Origin of the sequence: Pseudomonas sp. B34(2017), from assembly GCF_002112915.1 — a bacterium.
In the GTDB taxonomy this organism is placed as follows: domain Bacteria; phylum Pseudomonadota; class Gammaproteobacteria; order Pseudomonadales; family Pseudomonadaceae; genus Aquipseudomonas; species Aquipseudomonas pharyngis.
Genome location: NZ_NEJA01000002.1, coordinates 903,621 through 919,624, shown reverse-complemented (window position 1 = coordinate 919,624; position 16,004 = coordinate 903,621). Strand labels below are relative to the sequence as shown.

Genomic DNA, 16,004 nt, shown 5'->3' with positions numbered 1-16,004 from the left:
CTCTCGAAATCAATCAAGGTGTTAGAACATTTTTTCCGGAGAAGGGTGCGTCGGATAAAACTGTCCAAAAAAATCCACACCGTGAATTTTCCAGATGCTCGCTGGTTTACTTTCTATCTGATTGTTTTTAAACGTAAAAAATAATGACTTTGCAGTCGCTATTTTTGGACAGTGATCATTAGCGGCGGCGGTGTAGAAAAAACACTGACCTAGTTGTCATCGTATGACTGCTTGAAGGGGCGGCGACGAACCTTCAAGATGAGCCACGCCGATTACTCGGCAACGCCAGGAAAACCTGCCCGAGTACCTGTCGAGGATTTTCAAGAAATGACGTCACAATGTCGTGTGCCCACCTACGTCATGCAGCAACGCAGCGAGATGATGGATTTCTATATTCGTGACAAAAAAGGTCGCCGCGCCGAGACCAGCCCGCATCGACACGAATACTTCCAGATCCAGATCAACCTCGGCGGCGACACGGTGCAGCACATTGGCAACGCGGTTCGTCCGTTTCCGCGTAACGCACTGGCATTCATCCTGCCGCACCGCGTGCACGTGATCCCGCATCCGGCGGACAGCAATTTCATGGTGATCAACTTTTCCCAGACCTTTCTGTTGCCGCATTTGCAGTGCGACCCGATGGATCTGGAGGAGGTATCGATTCTCCTGGCGCCCGAACTGTCGCCGTTCCGCTTTCAGGAACATCTGGATTTCATTCTGGGGAATGAGGATTTCAACGAGGTCTGTGGCCTGATCGAACAGATGCGCAGCCTGGACGAGAATCGTCAGTTCGGTACACGCGAAGTGCTCAAGGGATTGCTGCTGCAACTGGTGGGCAAGGTGTGCGTCCTGTATGCCGAACCGCTCAAGCGCCTGGCGGAAGAAAACGCAGCACAGGCCAGTCGACGGGATGCACTGAGCCGGATGTTCGAGTATCTGCGCAAGAACATTGCCGACCCCGATCTCAATCTGATCAAGGTCGCGGCGGCGACCTATCTGTCACCGACCTATCTCACGCACTGGCTGCGCAAGGAAATCGGCAAGACCTTCACCGAGCTGGTACTGGAGCGCAGAATGCACGCGGCACGCAATTACCTGCTCAATGGAACCCGGCCAGTGGGCGAGGTGGCGAGGCTGTGTGGTTTTGCGGATGAAGCTTATTTCTCCCGACGTTTTCGCCAGATCCACGGCCAGCCACCTGGACAGTTTCGCCGTCGGCAACTGGACCCCGACACCCCGCAGTCACCTGTGGAGGCCTGATCGGCTAATGCGACGAAACATAATCCGAGGACGACGTCGGCGCAGGCAACGCGTACGTTGCCTTCATCCACTCGATCTCCGCTTGCGGCGTTCGGCCGAAGAAGCGTTTGAACTCGCGACTGAACTGCGAAGCGCTTTCATAGCCGACACTGAACGCCGCCGCTGACGCAGTCATGGCGTGGCGCAACATCAAAAGTCGCGCCTGATGCAGACGTGTCGACTTCAGGTATTGCATGGGCGAGGCGTCCGTCACGCTGCGAAAATGCAGGTGAAAACTGGGCACGCTCATGCTCGCTTCGCGGGCCAGTTGCTCGACGTCAAGACGCTCCTGATAGCTGCTGTGGATCTTGCGGATCGCCCGCGTCACCTTGCCGAAGTGGCCCTGTCGATTGAGTGCGGCGCGCATCGAGCCGCCTTGTTCGCCGGTCAGGATGCGGTAGTAGATTTCCCGCAACAGCGACGGCCCCAATATCTGAGCCTCACCCGGAACGCTCATGGCTTCGAGAAAGCGCAGTGTCGATAGGCGCAGGCGGTCGTCCATCGGCGAGGCGAACATGCCCTTGGGTGGCGCATCACTCGGGCCGTGAACCTCATCCACTTGCTGCATCAACTCGCTGGCCACCTGGAAATCGAGCTGCATGTAGATCGCGAGCATTGGCTCGTCTTCAGAGGCATCGGTCTCCATGGTGAAGGGGATCGGAACCGATACCACCAGGTAATGCTGGGCGTCATAGACGTAGACGTCATCGCCCAGATACCCGCGTTTGCGGCCCTGACAGAGAATCACGATGCCGGGGTCGTACAGCACCGGCGTGCGGGTCAGTGGTCGGTTCGAGCGCAGGAAGCGCACGCCCTCCAACGCACTGAGGTTATAGCCCTCGACCGGAGCCAGCGTCTCCATGAGCTGCACCATGCGCGACGTGCCTGGGTCGGCCTGTTTCATCGGATTCTCTCTGTGGGCCGTTCAATGGTCGGTGGAACGGCTCAGCGCTTCCCATTGATCGATCTCGCTGGCGGCGCGTTTCAGCTTGTCGCGCACCAGGTTCAATGCATCGCTGCCCAGCAACAGATGCGCTGGCGGAGCAGGGCTGGCGATGATCTGCAACATCGCCTGCGCCGCTTTGCGCGGATCGCCGAGCTGCTTGCCGCTCTTGTCTTCGCGGGCCTTGCGCACCGGATCGAAGCTGGCGTCATAGTCGGCGATGCTGCGCGGTGTGCGCTGCATCGAGCGACCGGCCCAGTCGGTCCGAAATGAACCTGGTGCGACGGCGGTCACGAAGATATTGAATGGCGCCAGCTCCTTGCTCAGGGTATCGGAGATGCCTTCGAGCGCAAACTTGCTGCCGCAGTAGTACGCGATACCCGGCATGGTGATTGTGCCGCCCATCGACGTGATATTGAGAATATGACCCGCCCGCCGCTGGCGAAAGAACGGCACAAACGCCTTGGTCACCGCGACCGCGCCGAACACATTCACGTCGAACTGGCGGCGCATGTCCTCCAGCGGCGACTCTTCGAAAATGCCTTCGTGGCCGTAGCCGGCGTTGTTGACCAGCACATCGACCGGACCGTGGGTCGCTTCCACGGTCGCCACGACGCCTTCGATGCGGTCGAAGTCCGTGACATCCAGCAGCACGCCGTACGCGTTGCCGCTGGACAGCGCCTGAAAGGCTTGCAGGTCGGCTTCGTTGCGCACGGTGCCGATGACGCGGTGGCCGGCAGCCAGCGCTTCCTTGGCCAGCGCGTGGCCGAAGCCGCTGCTGACGCCGGTGATGAAGAGGGTTCTGGTGGTGGTCATGACGGGCTCCCGTTAATGCTGTTTCAGCTCATGGTATCCATCGAAGAAACACTCACCTATGTCGGTTTGTCTTTGATCATTGCCTATTCCTATCAACGGGGCGACAAACGGCCAAAGAGTTTTTTGCGTTGCTCCGGGCATTCAGGCAGCAACAGATCCAATGTGCTGATATTTTTCCATTCTGCGCAACGCTCGCGAATAAAGAGGACGAAATGAAGAAATCAATGGACTGGCCCGCAGACGCTAACGAGTTGGAGCAATTGCGCGCGTTCAACCGCAAGCTTGCCCGGCTGCCGCGCTTTCGCATCCGCAATCGCATCACGCCACGGGCGATTCAGTTGCTGTTGCGGCTAAGCCAATTGGGCGGCGCAAGAAAGTTGCTCAAGCACGGGCTCGAGGCTGAACGAAAAGTGGTGGGTGTCGACGGCGCATCAGTGCCGGTGCGGATTATTCGGCCAAAGACAAAGGCCAAAGGCGTGGTGCTGGATTTTCATGGTGGCGGCTGGGTCATCGGCAACGCGCAGATGAACGACCCCCTCAACGTTGCCATGGTGAAAGCCTGCGACGTAGCAGTGATCTCGGTCGACTATCGGCTTGTGGTCTCGACTCCGATCGAGGGCACCATGCAGGACTGCCTCACGGCGGCCCGCTGGCTGCTGAGCGATGACTGCCGCGAGTTTGCGAACCTGCCCGTCATCGTCGTGGGCGAGTCGGCAGGCGGCCACCTCGCCGCCGCGACCCTGCTGCAACTCAAACAGTGGCCGGACCTGCTCGAACGGGTGAGCGGGGCGCTGCTGTATTACGGCGTCTACGACCTTACCGGAACCCCCAGCGTACGCAGCGCCGGGCCCGATACCTTGCTGCTGGACGGGCCGGGGATGGTTGAAGCGCTGCAAATGCTCACTCCGGGATTGAACGAGGAAGAACGCCGGCAGGCGCCGTTGTCACCGCTGTACGGTGACTTCACCGGTTTTCCGCCAGCGTTGATGTTCGCTGCGGAACTGGATCCGCTCAGGGATGACACGCTTGAGTTGGCTGAACGTTGGGGCAGAGCGGCGGAAGTGGAGGTGCACCTGTTGCCGGAAACCGCACATGGTGTGATTCATTTTCCGCTGGGGTTGGCGGGGAGGGTGCTCGGGTATAGTCGTGCGTGGGTTGCGGGGCGGCTTGTTGAGGGGTGAGCCATCGACCCTCACTCAGCCGCCACCTTGAATTGCTCGAGAATAAGTTCAGCCAAAGTCCGTACAGGTTCGGTGAAACTTCGCCGAGGCCTGTGCACCAGTCCGATATCACGATGGAAAGTATGCTGGCCCAGATCGAGCGCCCGCACCCCTGACGGCCATTGCTGATGGGTGGCCGTCTGCGGCACGAGCGCGACCCCTACGCCATTCTCCACCAGCCTGATGATGGCCTCCAGCTCATCCAGCTCAGAGACTTCACGCAAAGTGAAATGCATCTGTCGCAGGAAACGATCGACCTGCCTGCCGCCGAATGAAGAGCGGTCATACCGAATGAACGGCAGGCTTGAGAGCAGTTCGATCCAGTCTTCTCCCGGTACGTCCTTGGGCACGATCAGACGGTAGGGTTCAAGCGCCAGTGTGGTCCAGCGCAGATCGCTTTGAAGCGAGAAGGGCGGCCGAATGATCGCCGCCATGTCGATTTCGCCAGTATCCACCAGGTTCACCAGCTCCATGGAAAGACCGGGCACGACACGCGTTCGGCATTCCGGGCACTGCTGGTGAAACCTGGCGAGTGCGTCCGGGAGAAACGATCGCTGGACTGAGGCGATTGCGCCGACGTTGACCAGAATGCGGGTGGAAAGACCAACGGTGGTCGATCCCAGGTTGTCGTAAAGACGAAGCAGCTCCTGCGCCTGAAGCAGGACTTGCTGGCCCATCCTGTTGAGGTGGGCCGAGCGTCCTTTTCTGTCGAATATTTCAAAGCCAAGTTCGGCTTCCAGACGTTGAATCTGGGCGCTCACCGCTGCCTGGGTGAGGCCGATCCGGTTGCCGGCCGCAGCGAAAGTGCCTTCCCGGGCGACGGCAATAAGGGTCTTGAGTTCTTTGATCATTCACAAATATTAGTTGTGTTTCTGAGAAATATATATTGATTTTTTTGCTGTCAGTGTCGCCCTACGATGTGCTCATCAACCACAAAAAACGTATCGGAGTCCTGATGAGCCTTTCACCCTTTCACCTCGCCATCCCCGTTTACAACCTGGCCGCAGCCCGCACTTTTTACGGTGAAGTCTTCGGCCTGGAAGAGGGGCGTTCCAGCAACCAGTGGGTCGACTTCAACTTTTACGGGCACCAACTGGTGATTCACGAGCACCCGAAAACCGCGTCTCAGGAAAGCGTTCACAGCAACCCGGTCGACGGGCACGACGTTCCTGTTCCTCACTTCGGCATCATCCTGGGATGGGAAGAGTGGGAAGCGCTGGCAGAGCGCCTCAAGTCTTTCGGTACCGAATTTGTGATCAAACCTTACATTCGATTCAAAGGACAGGTTGGCGAGCAAGCCACCATGTTCCTGTTCGACCCTTGCGGCAATGCCCTCGAATTCAAGGCCTTCAAGGATATGAGTCAGCTCTTCGCCAAGTAAGAAACGCAATGGCACAACGGCGTTGTGCCATTTGATCTCAAGTGAGCTGGAAGCTCATGACTCTAGCAACTGCCGATTGATGCAGTCCTTTCATTCCAACAAGAAGGCTAGACATGAAACGTATTCCCCTGGTGTGGCAAATCGTTGCCGGGCTGTTGCTTGGCGTGCTCGTTGGTTGGTACTTCAATACCCATCCGCAGTATCAGTCGTGGGTCAGCACGGAGATCCTGAAACCGCTTGGCGATATCTTCATCAAGATGATGAAGATGGTGGTCGTGCCCATCGTGTTCTGTTGCATGATCCTGGGTATCGCCGGAGGCGGGGATAACAAGTCGTTCGGCCGGATGGGCATCAAGTCGCTGGGCTATTTCTTTGCGATCACCGGCCTGGCCATCGTGATCGGCCTGTGTTTCGCGAACCTCTTCGAACCCGGTACGGGCACCGATATTTCGGGCATCGCACACGGTGCTGCCGCCATCACGATGGAGCCTTCGAAGGGCGCGCTCGTGATTGTGCAAAACATCGTTCCGGATAACGTTCTTGTGGCGATGTCCGAGGCGAAGTTGCTTTCTGTGCTGTTCTTCGCGGTGTTGTTCGGTGTCGCGCTCAACGCATTGCCCAGGGAGAAAAGTGCACCTGTGGTTGCGCTGGTCCAAGGCATTTCAGATGCGATGTTCAGGATCGTCTCGATCGTCATGGCCTATGCCCCGATAGGGGTGTTCGGCATGATCGGTGCGACCGTCGCTACCTTCGGTTTTGCCTCGTTGTTGCCCCTGCTCAAGTTGATTGGTGTGGTTTATCTGGCGCTGATCGTCTTCGCATTGGTAGTGCTCGGAGGAATCAGTTACCTGATCGGCGAGAACATCTTCAAGTTGATCAGGTATTTCCGCGACGAGTTGATTCTTGCGTTCTCCAGTGCTGCCTCTGCAGCGGTCATGCCGCAGTTGATGAGCAAGCTGGAGAACTACGGCGTACCACGGCGCATTGTCAGTTTTGTGGTGCCAGTGGGGTACGCGTTCAACCTCGATGGCGCGTCGATCTTCCTCGGCGTGGCGACAATTTTCATCGCCCAGCTTTATGGAATCGATCTGTCGCTTTCTCAGGAAATCCTGCTGGTGGTGACCATGGTGCTGACCTCCAAAGGTGCTGCCGGGGTGCCTGGATTCGCCATCGTCATCCTGTCGGCCACGTTGGCGTCTGCCGGTCTCCCGCTGGAGGGCGTGGCACTGATCGCCGGTATCTTCAGGATTATCGACAGCGGCACCACCACCCTGAATGTGTTGGGCAATGCGATTGCGCCCCTGGTGATCGCCAAGTGGGAGAGGGTGACTCTTGAGCCTTCGCGTACCCGCCCGGACGTACAAAAGGCCTGACGATCATAAGGAGCGCTGGCGGCGCTGCACGAGTAAACGCCTGCTGATGTACAGGCGATTTTTTTCATCAAGTTACTAGACGACCGGTCTGATATTGAAGGTATGCAACATGATTGATAACAGTCGCAACACGGATCTTTTTTCTCCCATGCAAATGGGCGCCCTGCAATTGGCCAACCGGATTGTCATGGCGCCCGTGACCCGCAGCCGGATGGCTGAAGACGGCGTTCCGAACGAGTTGCACGCTACTTACTACGCACAGCGCGCGAGTGCCGGCTTGATCATTGCCGAAGCGACAAACATTTCGGCGCAGGGGCGTGGCTACGCCATGACGCCGGGGATCTGGTCGGACGCGCAGGTGGCGGGCTGGAGAAAAGTCACGGACGCCGTCCATGCCGCAGGTGGCAGGATTGTCAGCCAGTTGTGGCACGTGGGGCGTTTTTCCAGCGTCGAGTTGCAGCCCGACCGCGCCGCTCCCGTTGCGCCGTCGGCGATCAAGGCAGAAGGCAGCACCTACACCGAGAACGGCTTTGTCGAAGTGTCGATGCCCCGAGCGCTGGAGACATCGGAGATTCCCGGCATCATCGAGCAATACAAGCGCGCCGCTGAAAATGCCAGGCGTGCCGGTTTCGATGGCGTGGAGGTTCATTCGGCGAACAGCTATCTGCTCGACCAGTTTCTGCGTGACTCGACCAATCAGCGCACTGACCGGTATGGCGGCACCATTGAGAACCGCGCCCGACTGACGCTTGAAGTCACTGAAGCGGTGATTTCGATCTGGGGCAGTGACCGCGTCGGCATTCGTCTTTCGCCGGTCACGCCCGATGCCGGAAACACACCTCCCGACAGCAATGTCATGGCGACCTACGGTTATCTGATTCAGCAGCTCAACCGACTCAATCTGGCCTATCTGCACTTCGTCGAAGGCGCCACCGCGACCTCGCGTACGGTTCCTGATGGCGTTGATCTGGATGCATTGAGCGCGCAGTTCGAAGGCCCCTTCATCGGCAATAACAACTACGACCTCGAGATGGCACTGGAGCGCCGGGCGCAGGGCCGGATTGACGCGGTGGCGTTCGGGCGCCTGTTCATTTCCAACCCCGACCTCGTGGAGCGCCTGCGTCGGGGCACCGAACTGACCATCGCGCCACGCGAGAGCTACTACGGCGGCGGCGCCAAGGGCTACACCGACTGGCCAGCGGCTGACCATTGATTTGTGCGCCCTGCACCGGATCGGCGCAGGGCGGCTTGATTGAAAGAACATTCACAGCAAACAGGAGTTCATCATGAGCCATCCAACTTACGTGCAGGAATACAACGCAATCGTCGAAGTGCTAAGCCAGTACAACGAAGGTGGAGCAAAGGCTGACAGCGCCTTGATGAAGCCCGCGTTCAATGCGCAGGCGACCATGTTCGGGGTTGACGACGGCAAGCTCGTCGGCGGCGCGATCCAGAATCTGTATGACGTCATCGACAGCGCGTTTCGTCCATCCCCCGAAGCCGAAGCCGCCATCGTCCGCATCGACATCGTCGGCACGGCCGCGAGTGCCCGGGTCGATACCGACAACGTGTCGGGGTTCCGTTTCACCGACTTCTTCAACCTGCTGAAGGTAGACGGCAAGTGGACGATCGTCAGCAAGATCTACCACACCCACCCGAGCGTCTGAGCCTTCGTAGTCTGCCCCGGCAGCACCGGGGCAGCGCTGCTCACGCCTGATCCATCGCCTCGGTCAGCCCCTGATCCTCACCCAGAAACCCGCCACTCTGATGCTGCCAAAGCCGCGCATAGGTGCCGTTCTTGGCCAGCAGTTCGGTGTGGGTGCCTTGCTCGATGATGCGCCCTTCATCCATGACAATCAGTCGATCCATCGCCGCAATCGTCGACAGTCGATGCGCAATCGCGATCACGGTTTTACCCTGCATCATTTCATCGAGGCTTTCCTGGATGGCGACTTCGACTTCCGAGTCCAGGGCGCTTGTCGCTTCGTCCAGTAGAAGGATCGGCGCGTTTTTGAGCATCACCCGGGCAATGGCAATGCGTTGGCGCTGGCCACCGGAAAGCTTGATGCCGCGCTCGCCCACCAGCGTGTCATAGCCGGTGTGGCCCTGACGGTCGCTGAGCTGGTTGATGAAGCCGTCGGCTTGGGCATTGGCCGCCGCGCGCTGGATCTGTTCGTCGGTGGCGTCCGGTCGGCCGTAGGCGATGTTGTCGCGAATCGAGCGGTGCAGCAGGGAGGTGTCCTGAGTGACCATGCCGATCGCGCTGCGCAGGCTGTCCTGCGTCACCTTTGCGATGTTTTGACCGTCGATGCGAATCTCGCCGCGATCGACGTCATAGAAGCGCAGCAGCAGGTTGATCAGCGTGGATTTACCGGCACCGGAACGTCCCACCAGACCGATCTTCTCGCCCGGCTGGATACTCAGGCTCAAGCCGTCGAGCACCTGGCGTTCGCCGTTGTAGTTGAAGCTGACGTTGTCGAATTCCACGGCGCCGCCGGAAGGCACCAGCACGCCGGCGTCCGGCGCGTCCTGCACCTTGGGGCCTCGGGTCAGGGTGTCCATGCCGTCCTGCACCGTGCCAATGTTCTCGAACAGCGACGTCATCTGCCACATGATCCAGTGCGACATGCCGTTGATGCGCAGCGCCATGGCCGTGATCGCCGCCACGGCCCCGGTGCCGACTTCGCCCTGATGCCACAGCCACAAGGCGTAGCCGCCGGCGCCCATGATCAGCCCGACCACCAGCGCCTGATTGACGATCTCGAACTGGCTGACCAGACGCATCTGACGGAAGCCGGTCTGTTTGAAATCCTCCATCGCCGCCCGTGCAAAGTGCGCTTCACGTTTGGAGTGGGAGAACAGTTTGACGGTGGTGATGTTGGTGTAGGCGTCCGACACCCGCCCCGTCATTGATGATCGCGCGTGGGCCTGTTCCTGGCCGACCTGGCCCAGACGGGGCACGAAGTACAGCATCGCCAGCCCGAACAGCGCGACCCAGGCAATGAACGGCAGCATGAGTTTCAGGGCGAAACCGCCGGCCAGGGCGATGATCGCAATGAAATAGACGCCAATGCCCGGTGCGATCTCGATGACGGTGAACAGCACTTCGCGCACGGCCAGTGCGGTCTGCATCACCTTGGTCGTGACCCGGCCGGAAAACTCGTCGGAAAAGAATGAAAGGCTCTGCCGCAGCATCAGCCGATGAAAATCCCAGCGCAGGCGCAACGGCAAATTGATCGCCAAGACCTGATGCTGAACCATGGTGCGCAGCGCCACCAGCCCGACACTGGTCAGCAGCACGAGGCCGATGCCCCACAGCACGCGGCTCTCCTGGCCGTTCACATCGCCGCCAGCCTGCCAGGCCGAAAGCAGGTCCACGACCTGACCCAGAAAGGAAAACAACCAGGCCTCGTAGATCGACACACCGGCACTGAGCAGCGCCAGCGCGAGGATATAACCGCGAGCGCCACGGGTGCAGGCCCACAGGAACCGCGCCAGACCGACCGGCGGTGGCGGCGCTTCGTCGGGCGGGAAGGGGTCGAGCCGTTGTTCAAACAGGCGAAGCATTGGGGGTCTCCGAATTCATCAGTTGCGGGGATTCTGCCACTTATCGATCACATTGAGGGGCTGCAGGTTCAGTGCATGATCTTTTGAGGGAAAACCCTCATTGTTGTAACGCTGACGCCTTACTAGCATGAACTCCGACGTTGACCCACTCGATGGAGAGCACCATGGCTACCACGCAGACTGACGACAAGCGCCCAACCCCCGATCCGGCTGAGGACAACGCGTTTTTCCCCTCGCCGTATTCCCTCAGCCAGTTCACTTCGCCCAAATCCGATCTCAGTGATGCCGAGTACCCCAACCGTTACAAGGGCGGGCGCTGGAAGGTCCTGATGATCGGCGCGGACGAGCGCTATCTATTGACCGACAACGGCACCATGTTTTCCACGGGCAATCACCCGGTTGAAACCCTGCTGCCGATGTATCACCTGGACAAGGCCGGTTTCGGCTTCGACGTCGCGACGCTGTCGGGCAATCCGGTCAAGTTCGAATTCTGGGCCATGCCCTCCGAAGACGCCGAAGTGAAGGGCTTCTATGAGCAATATCGTGATCAGTTCAAGCGTCCGCTCAAGCTGTCCCAAGTGATCGAAGAAGCGCTGGGCGAGGACTCGGATTACATCGGCGTGTTCATTCCCGGCGGCCACGGTGCGCTGATCGGCCTGCCGGAAAGCGAGGACGTGAAGAAAGTCCTGCAATGGGCCGTCGCCAAGGACAAATTCGTCATTACTCTGTGCCACGGCCCGGCGGCGCTGCTGGCGGCCGGCCTCGGTGAAACAAAAGATTCATGCATCTTCAATGGCTACCGGATTTGCGCCTTTCCCGATGTCCTGGACGCGACAACCCCCGACATCGGTTACATGCCCGGCCACCTGACCTGGAAGTTCGGCGAGCAGTTGCAGGCGCTCGGTGTGGAAATCACTAACCAGGACATTTCCGGGGCCACGCTTCAGGATCGCAAACTGCTGACCGGTGACAGTCCGCTGGCGGGCAACGCGCTGGGCAAACTGGCGGCGGCCGCGCTCCTCAAAGAGGTCACGTCGGGGTGAGCTCCGGACCTGCCGAGGCACTCTTGCGCGCCGCCCTCGACATCGAGGCGGCGCCCACGCTAGTGGCGATCCAGAAGGCCGTTCGCGGTTTCGCCGGGGCCTATGGTTACGATCGATTCGTCCTGTTCTCCGCCACCTCGGCGTCGGAGGACGTGGTCGAGCGCATTTACTGGGTGGAGGGCGACTGGTTTGGTGATGGCACTGGCGTCGACGCCGAAACCTACGTTCAGCGCTGCCCAGTAACTCGCCACCTGTTGGACGCCCGCGAATCGTTCTTCTGGAGCAAGGTGCAGGAGGAGAGCGGCGAACTTTATCGGCTGGTTCGCGTGCCCAGTGGCCCGGGCGTGCATGGATTGCAGATTCCGGTCTTCGGCCCGCAAGGGCTTGAAGGCGCCATGAGCCTGGGAGGCGAACAGATCGATGCCTCGGCGCGGGTTCGTCTGGCGTTGGGCATGCTCGCCACGGTGGCGTTTCACTCGGCACGACGCTTGCTCGAAGCGCCGCTGGACGAGACAGCCGGGAAACTCTCGACCCGTGAGCGCGAAGTGCTGGCGTGGGTCGCCGCCGGTCGGCGACAGGCCGACATTGCTGCCACGCTCGGCTTGTCCGGCCGTACAGTGGAAAATCACCTGCGTTCGGCCCGTCGGCATCTCGGCGTGGCCACCACCGCTCAGGCCATCAAAATTGCCATTCGCAAAGGGGAAATAAAGGGGTGAGGTTCTCTCTCTGCCGGTGCCGTGCTTGAACGACCATGCAAAACTCCTATCATGCAAAGGGCCTGCGCCGGCTGTCTGTAACCGGCGCCGCCCCCTACGTTTTTTAGAGAGATCGATCCTCGTGGAGTCTTTTCCGGACGCATTGCACGAATCCCTCACGACCCAATTCATTTTCGGTCCGTTCTGTGTCGTTCCAGGCAAACGGCTGCTGACCCGCAACGGGGTGGCGGTCGAGATCGGCGGGCGGGCGCTGGATCTGCTAATCGCCTTGCTCGAGCAACCGGGGCGCGTGCTGTCCAAATACGACCTGATCGACAAGGTTTGGCCCGACAGCGTGGTGGCCGAAGGCAGCCTGCGTTTTCACATGACCGGCCTGCGGCGGATTCTCGGGGATGGCGAGGAACAGGCGCGTTACATCGCGACCCAGGTCGGCGTGGGTTATGCCTTCGTCGCGCCGCTGGAAAGAAAACAGACCGCTGTTCAACCGGCGCCCATCGCGCCCCGAGCCACTGATGGCGTTTGCAGTCTGCCGCCACGGGCAAAATTGATCGGCCGCGAGACCGATCTGCAACTGGTCATCGACCACATGCAGCAACCGAGGCTGTTTACCATCGTCGGCCCCGGCGGCGTCGGCAAGACCAGCCTGGCCATCGAAGTGGCGCACCGCATCGCCGCCCAGGGTTATGAGCGCGTCAGTTTCGTCGATTTGGCGCAAGTGGAAGACTGCGCGCTGGTGCCGTCGGCGCTGGCCCGATCGCTGGACATCCCGGTGCAGGCGGAAGACCCGATGTTTGTACTGCTCGCGCATTTGCGTGAGCAGCGGCTGATGCTGGTGATCGACAACTGCGAACACCTTATCGACGCGGTGTCGACGCTCCTGGAGCAGATCAGCGACACCGCGCCGCAGGTCGGGGTTCTGGCCACCAGTCGCGAGCCGCTGCGGGTGCGTGGCGAATACGTGCACTGGCTCAATCCGCTGGAGTTTCCCCGTGAGCCGCAACACCTCTCGGTTGCGGAGTTGCTGGCATTTCCGGCCATCAAGCTGTTTGTCGAACGCGCGTCGTCGAGCAATGCCGCGCTGTTGCTGGAAGCGGGCGGAGGGCAAATGATTGCGGACATTTGCCAGCGGCTGGAGGGCATGGCGCTGCCGATCGAACTGGCGGCGATGCGGGTCGCGAGCCACGGATTGAAGGCCACCCACGCGCTGCTCGGCGAGCGTTTTTCGCTGGGCTGGTCGGGGCGCAGAACTGCCGTGCCACGGCATCAGACCCTGCGCGCCATGCTCGACTGGAGCTATGACCTGCTGTCGCAGCAAGAGCGCCTGGCGCTGGAGCGGTTTTCGGTCTTCGTCGGGCCGTTCTCCCAGGAAGCCGCCGCTCAGGTGGTGGCCGAGTCGCAACACGAAAGCGCCACGGCGGCGGCGATCCTTGATGATCTGGTGTGCAAGGGGCTGGTCACGGTCGATCACAGCGACTCGACGGATTCGTATCGCTTGCTCGAGATGACGCGTGCCTACGCCCGGGAAAAACTGGCGGCGCGGGGAGAAGCCGAGGTCAATGCGCTGGCGTTCCGGCACGCGGCGTTTTACATGGATCTGCTCGGCCATCTGGGGACTGCGCCCGACGAAATTTTCCGCCACTCGGCGCGTCTGGCCAGCCAGTTGGGCAACGTTCGCGGTGCGCTGGAATGGAGCTTCGGGCCCCACGGTGATCCGGGACTGGCGTTGCCGCTGGCGGCTGCGAGCGCGCCGTTGTTCCTGCATTTTTCCTTGCTGGTCGAGTGCCGCACCTGGTGCTCCCGGGCGGTGGAACTGCTGGAACTGGGGTACTACGGCACGCCCACCGAAATGGAACTGCAAGCCGCGCTCGGTCTGGTCCTGATGTTCACCCGAGGCAACAGTGAAGCCGCCGAAAAAGCCTTGCTCCGAGCCCAAGACATTGCCGTCGCGCTGAACGACTACGGATCTCAGCTGAGGTTGCTGGGCCGCTTGCAGATATTCTACGAGCGCATCGGTGATTTCCCGTCGTCGCTGGCCTGGGCGGAGCAGGCCGCGGTGGTCGGCAACATCCTCAACGAGCCCGCCGCCATCGCGATTGCCGCATCGCTGACCGGCATCTCCCATCATCTGCTCGGCAATCAGCGTCTGGCCCGCCAGGAACTGGAAAGCTCGCTGCGCAACAGCTTGCCATCCCATCCCAGCAACACGATTTACTACGGCTTCGATCACCGCAATCGCACGGGCCTGGCGCTGGCGCGGTCACTCTGGCTGCAGGGCTATCCCGATCAGGCCCGGCGCTTGGCCGAGCAGATCGAGGCCGAAGCATTCGCGCTGCAGCATCCGGTCACTTACTGCATCGCCATGGTCTGGATCTTGTGCATCTATATCTGGACCGGTGATCTGGCGAAGGCCACCGCGAGCCTCGAGCGGTTCAGCGCCATCGCCGAAACCAACGCACTCGGCCCTTACATTGCCGCCTGCCACGGGTTGCGCGCGGCGATCGCCATCCGCGCCGAGGAACCCGGCGAAGCAGTTGCCATGCTGGAGGAAAGTCTGGCGCGGTTGCGGGGCATGCGTTACGAACTGCTCACGACCTCATTCGAAATCGCACTGGCCGAAGGCCTGATGCTGGTGGGTCAACACCCAAAGGCACTGACCCTGGTCGACAGCACCATCGATCACTGCCGCCGAAGCGGTGATGCCTTTGCGCTGCCGGAATTACTGCGAATCAAGGCCGGTATTCTTAAGGTTATCCAGGCCGATGATGAGCAGGCCATATTGGCGGTTCTTGAGGATTCCATTGCGCTGAGCCGCGAGCAGGGCGCGTGGGCGTGGGAGTTGCGGTCATCGATGGATCTGGCCCGTTTCTGGCTTGAACAGGGTCAGCCGGATCAGGCCCGGACGTTGCTCGGCGCCTGTCGCGAGCGGGCTTCGGAAGGCTTCGACAGCCTTGATCTGCGTCGGCTGGAAAGCTTCTGGCAGAGCCTGCCCGCTACTCCGGCGTAATCAGGGCGGCCATTTTCACCAGGTCCGCCAGCGAACGGGCCTTCATCTTGCGCATCACCTTGCCGCGATGGGCCTTGACGGTGATTTCGCTGATGTTGAGATCGGCGGCAATCAGCTTGTTCAGCCGTCCGCTGACCACCGAGGCCATGATTTCCTGCTCGCGCGGCGTCAGGGTCTTGTAGGCCTCGAGCAGTGCGCGCAGATTCTTTTCCCCCTCAAGCGCCACGCGACTGCTTTGCAGCGCATCGGCCATGGCGCTGAGGATCACCTCGTCGTTGAACGGTTTGGTCAGAAACTCCACCGCGCCGGCCTTCAGGGCCCGCACCGTGCGCGGAATATCGCCGTAGCCGGTGATGAAGATGATCGGCATGTTGTGGCGCTCATCGGCCAGGGCGGTCTGCAGATCCAGGCCGTTCAGGTCGGGCAGGTTGATGTCCAGCACCAGACAACTGGGCACCAGCGCCCGGGGCGCGTCGAGAAAGTCCTGCGCGGACTCGAACAGCCGTGGCTGCCATCCGGCGAAGCGGATCATCAGCTCCAGCGACTCGCGCACGGAAATGTCGTCATCGACAACGAATACGACGGGCGTGACATCACTCATCGGTAATGCTCCACGGGAAGGGGCGATTGCGTTGTTCGCGT

General features: G+C 60.4%; 14 protein-coding genes. 9 read left to right on the top strand and 5 right to left on the bottom strand.

Going from position 1 to position 16,004, the window contains the following annotated elements; translation table 11 throughout:
- The first annotated feature begins 327 nt into the window (after positions 1 to 327).
- Entirely contained in the window at positions 328 to 1,260 is a 933-nt protein-coding gene (locus CAF80_RS09520; protein ID WP_085667244.1) for an AraC family transcriptional regulator, read from the top strand.
- A 4-nt stretch (positions 1,261 to 1,264) separates the two neighbouring features.
- Here the strand turns inward: CAF80_RS09520 and CAF80_RS09515 are convergent, their stop codons facing one another.
- Together CAF80_RS09515 and CAF80_RS09510 are read right to left on the bottom strand one after the other, a co-directional pair.
- Positions 1,265 to 2,203 (bottom strand): AraC family transcriptional regulator, encoded by a 939-nt coding sequence (locus CAF80_RS09515; RefSeq protein ID WP_085667243.1) that lies wholly within the window; start codon positions 2,201 to 2,203, stop codon positions 1,265 to 1,267.
- A gap of 21 nt (positions 2,204 to 2,224) precedes the next feature.
- Positions 2,225 to 3,058, bottom strand: a complete 834-nt coding sequence (locus CAF80_RS09510) for an oxidoreductase (RefSeq protein WP_085667242.1) — start codon at positions 3,056 to 3,058, stop codon at positions 2,225 to 2,227.
- A gap of 212 nt (positions 3,059 to 3,270) precedes the next feature.
- Between CAF80_RS09510 and CAF80_RS09505 the strand changes: the two genes are divergently transcribed.
- Entirely contained in the window at positions 3,271 to 4,239 is a 969-nt protein-coding gene (locus CAF80_RS09505; RefSeq protein WP_085667263.1) for an alpha/beta hydrolase, read from the top strand.
- 11 nt (positions 4,240 to 4,250) lie between these two features.
- Here CAF80_RS09505 and CAF80_RS09500 read toward each other — a convergent pair whose 3' ends face one another.
- A complete protein-coding gene (locus CAF80_RS09500) occupies positions 4,251 to 5,129 on the bottom strand; it encodes a LysR substrate-binding domain-containing protein (RefSeq protein ID WP_039771013.1) in 879 nt (292 codons plus the stop codon).
- A 104-nt stretch (positions 5,130 to 5,233) separates the two neighbouring features.
- On the opposite strand from CAF80_RS09500, the gene CAF80_RS09495 reads away from it, so the two are divergent.
- The 4 genes from CAF80_RS09495 (at position 5,234) to CAF80_RS09480 (ending at position 8,699) form a co-directional block, all read left to right on the top strand.
- Positions 5,234 to 5,659 carry a VOC family protein gene (locus tag CAF80_RS09495; RefSeq protein WP_039771195.1) on the top strand — a complete coding sequence of 142 codons (426 nt, stop codon included), beginning with the start codon at positions 5,234 to 5,236 and terminating at the stop codon, positions 5,657 to 5,659.
- 113 nt (positions 5,660 to 5,772) lie between these two features.
- Entirely contained in the window at positions 5,773 to 7,032 is a 1,260-nt protein-coding gene (locus CAF80_RS09490) for a cation:dicarboxylate symporter family transporter (RefSeq protein WP_039771015.1), read from the top strand.
- A 109-nt stretch (positions 7,033 to 7,141) separates the two neighbouring features.
- Positions 7,142 to 8,245 carry an alkene reductase gene (locus CAF80_RS09485; protein ID WP_085667241.1) on the top strand — a complete coding sequence of 368 codons (1,104 nt, stop codon included), beginning with the start codon at positions 7,142 to 7,144 and terminating at the stop codon, positions 8,243 to 8,245.
- A 73-nt stretch (positions 8,246 to 8,318) separates the two neighbouring features.
- On the top strand, positions 8,319 to 8,699 hold the full coding sequence (locus CAF80_RS09480) for a nuclear transport factor 2 family protein (RefSeq protein WP_011333671.1): 381 nt from the start codon (positions 8,319 to 8,321) through the stop codon (positions 8,697 to 8,699).
- Positions 8,700 to 8,739: 40 nt separating this feature from the next.
- Here the strand turns inward: CAF80_RS09480 and CAF80_RS09475 are convergent, their stop codons facing one another.
- Complete coding sequence (locus CAF80_RS09475; RefSeq protein WP_074690712.1) at positions 8,740 to 10,599, bottom strand: ABC transporter ATP-binding protein; 1,860 nt, start codon at positions 10,597 to 10,599, stop codon at positions 8,740 to 8,742.
- A 164-nt stretch (positions 10,600 to 10,763) separates the two neighbouring features.
- Here CAF80_RS09475 and hchA point away from each other — a divergent pair, with 164 nt between their 5' ends.
- From hchA to CAF80_RS09460, 3 genes are all read left to right on the top strand, one after another.
- Positions 10,764 to 11,642 (top strand): glyoxalase III HchA, encoded by an 879-nt coding sequence (gene hchA / locus CAF80_RS09470; protein WP_074690713.1) that lies wholly within the window; start codon positions 10,764 to 10,766, stop codon positions 11,640 to 11,642.
- The gene (locus tag CAF80_RS09465) at positions 11,639 to 12,358 is read left to right on the top strand and encodes a PA1136 family autoinducer-binding transcriptional regulator (RefSeq protein ID WP_039771025.1); all 720 of its coding nucleotides are present in this window, start codon (positions 11,639 to 11,641) and stop codon (positions 12,356 to 12,358) included. Before hchA ends, CAF80_RS09465 begins: the two co-directional genes overlap by 4 nt.
- Positions 12,359 to 12,479: 121 nt before the next feature.
- A complete protein-coding gene (locus CAF80_RS09460) occupies positions 12,480 to 15,362 on the top strand; it encodes a winged helix-turn-helix domain-containing protein (RefSeq protein WP_074690714.1) in 2,883 nt (960 codons plus the stop codon).
- Here the strand turns inward: CAF80_RS09460 and CAF80_RS09455 are convergent.
- Entirely contained in the window at positions 15,349 to 15,963 is a 615-nt protein-coding gene (locus tag CAF80_RS09455) for a response regulator transcription factor (protein WP_064595622.1), read from the bottom strand. The genes CAF80_RS09460 and CAF80_RS09455 overlap by 14 nt on opposite strands.
- Between the last annotated feature and the right edge of the window lie 41 nt (positions 15,964 to 16,004).

Coding starts and splice junctions, on each gene's coding strand:
- CAF80_RS09505 (WP_085667263.1), top strand. CDS start 3,271: ATGAAGAAATCAATGGACTGGCCCGCAGACGCTAACGAGTTGGAGCAA.
- CAF80_RS09485 (WP_085667241.1), top strand. CDS start 7,142: ATGATTGATAACAGTCGCAACACGGATCTTTTTTCTCCCATGCAAATG.
- hchA (WP_074690713.1), top strand. CDS start 10,764: ATGGCTACCACGCAGACTGACGACAAGCGCCCAACCCCCGATCCGGCT.
- CAF80_RS09480 (WP_011333671.1), top strand. CDS start 8,319: ATGAGCCATCCAACTTACGTGCAGGAATACAACGCAATCGTCGAAGTG.
- CAF80_RS09510 (WP_085667242.1), bottom strand. CDS start 3,058: ATGACCACCACCAGAACCCTCTTCATCACCGGCGTCAGCAGCGGCTTC.
- CAF80_RS09455 (WP_064595622.1), bottom strand. CDS start 15,963: ATGAGTGATGTCACGCCCGTCGTATTCGTTGTCGATGACGACATTTCC.
- CAF80_RS09500 (WP_039771013.1), bottom strand. CDS start 5,129: ATGATCAAAGAACTCAAGACCCTTATTGCCGTCGCCCGGGAAGGCACT.
- CAF80_RS09520 (WP_085667244.1), top strand. CDS start 328: ATGACGTCACAATGTCGTGTGCCCACCTACGTCATGCAGCAACGCAGC.
- CAF80_RS09515 (WP_085667243.1), bottom strand. CDS start 2,203: ATGAAACAGGCCGACCCAGGCACGTCGCGCATGGTGCAGCTCATGGAG.
- CAF80_RS09475 (WP_074690712.1), bottom strand. CDS start 10,599: ATGCTTCGCCTGTTTGAACAACGGCTCGACCCCTTCCCGCCCGACGAA.
- CAF80_RS09490 (WP_039771015.1), top strand. CDS start 5,773: ATGAAACGTATTCCCCTGGTGTGGCAAATCGTTGCCGGGCTGTTGCTT.
- CAF80_RS09495 (WP_039771195.1), top strand. CDS start 5,234: ATGAGCCTTTCACCCTTTCACCTCGCCATCCCCGTTTACAACCTGGCC.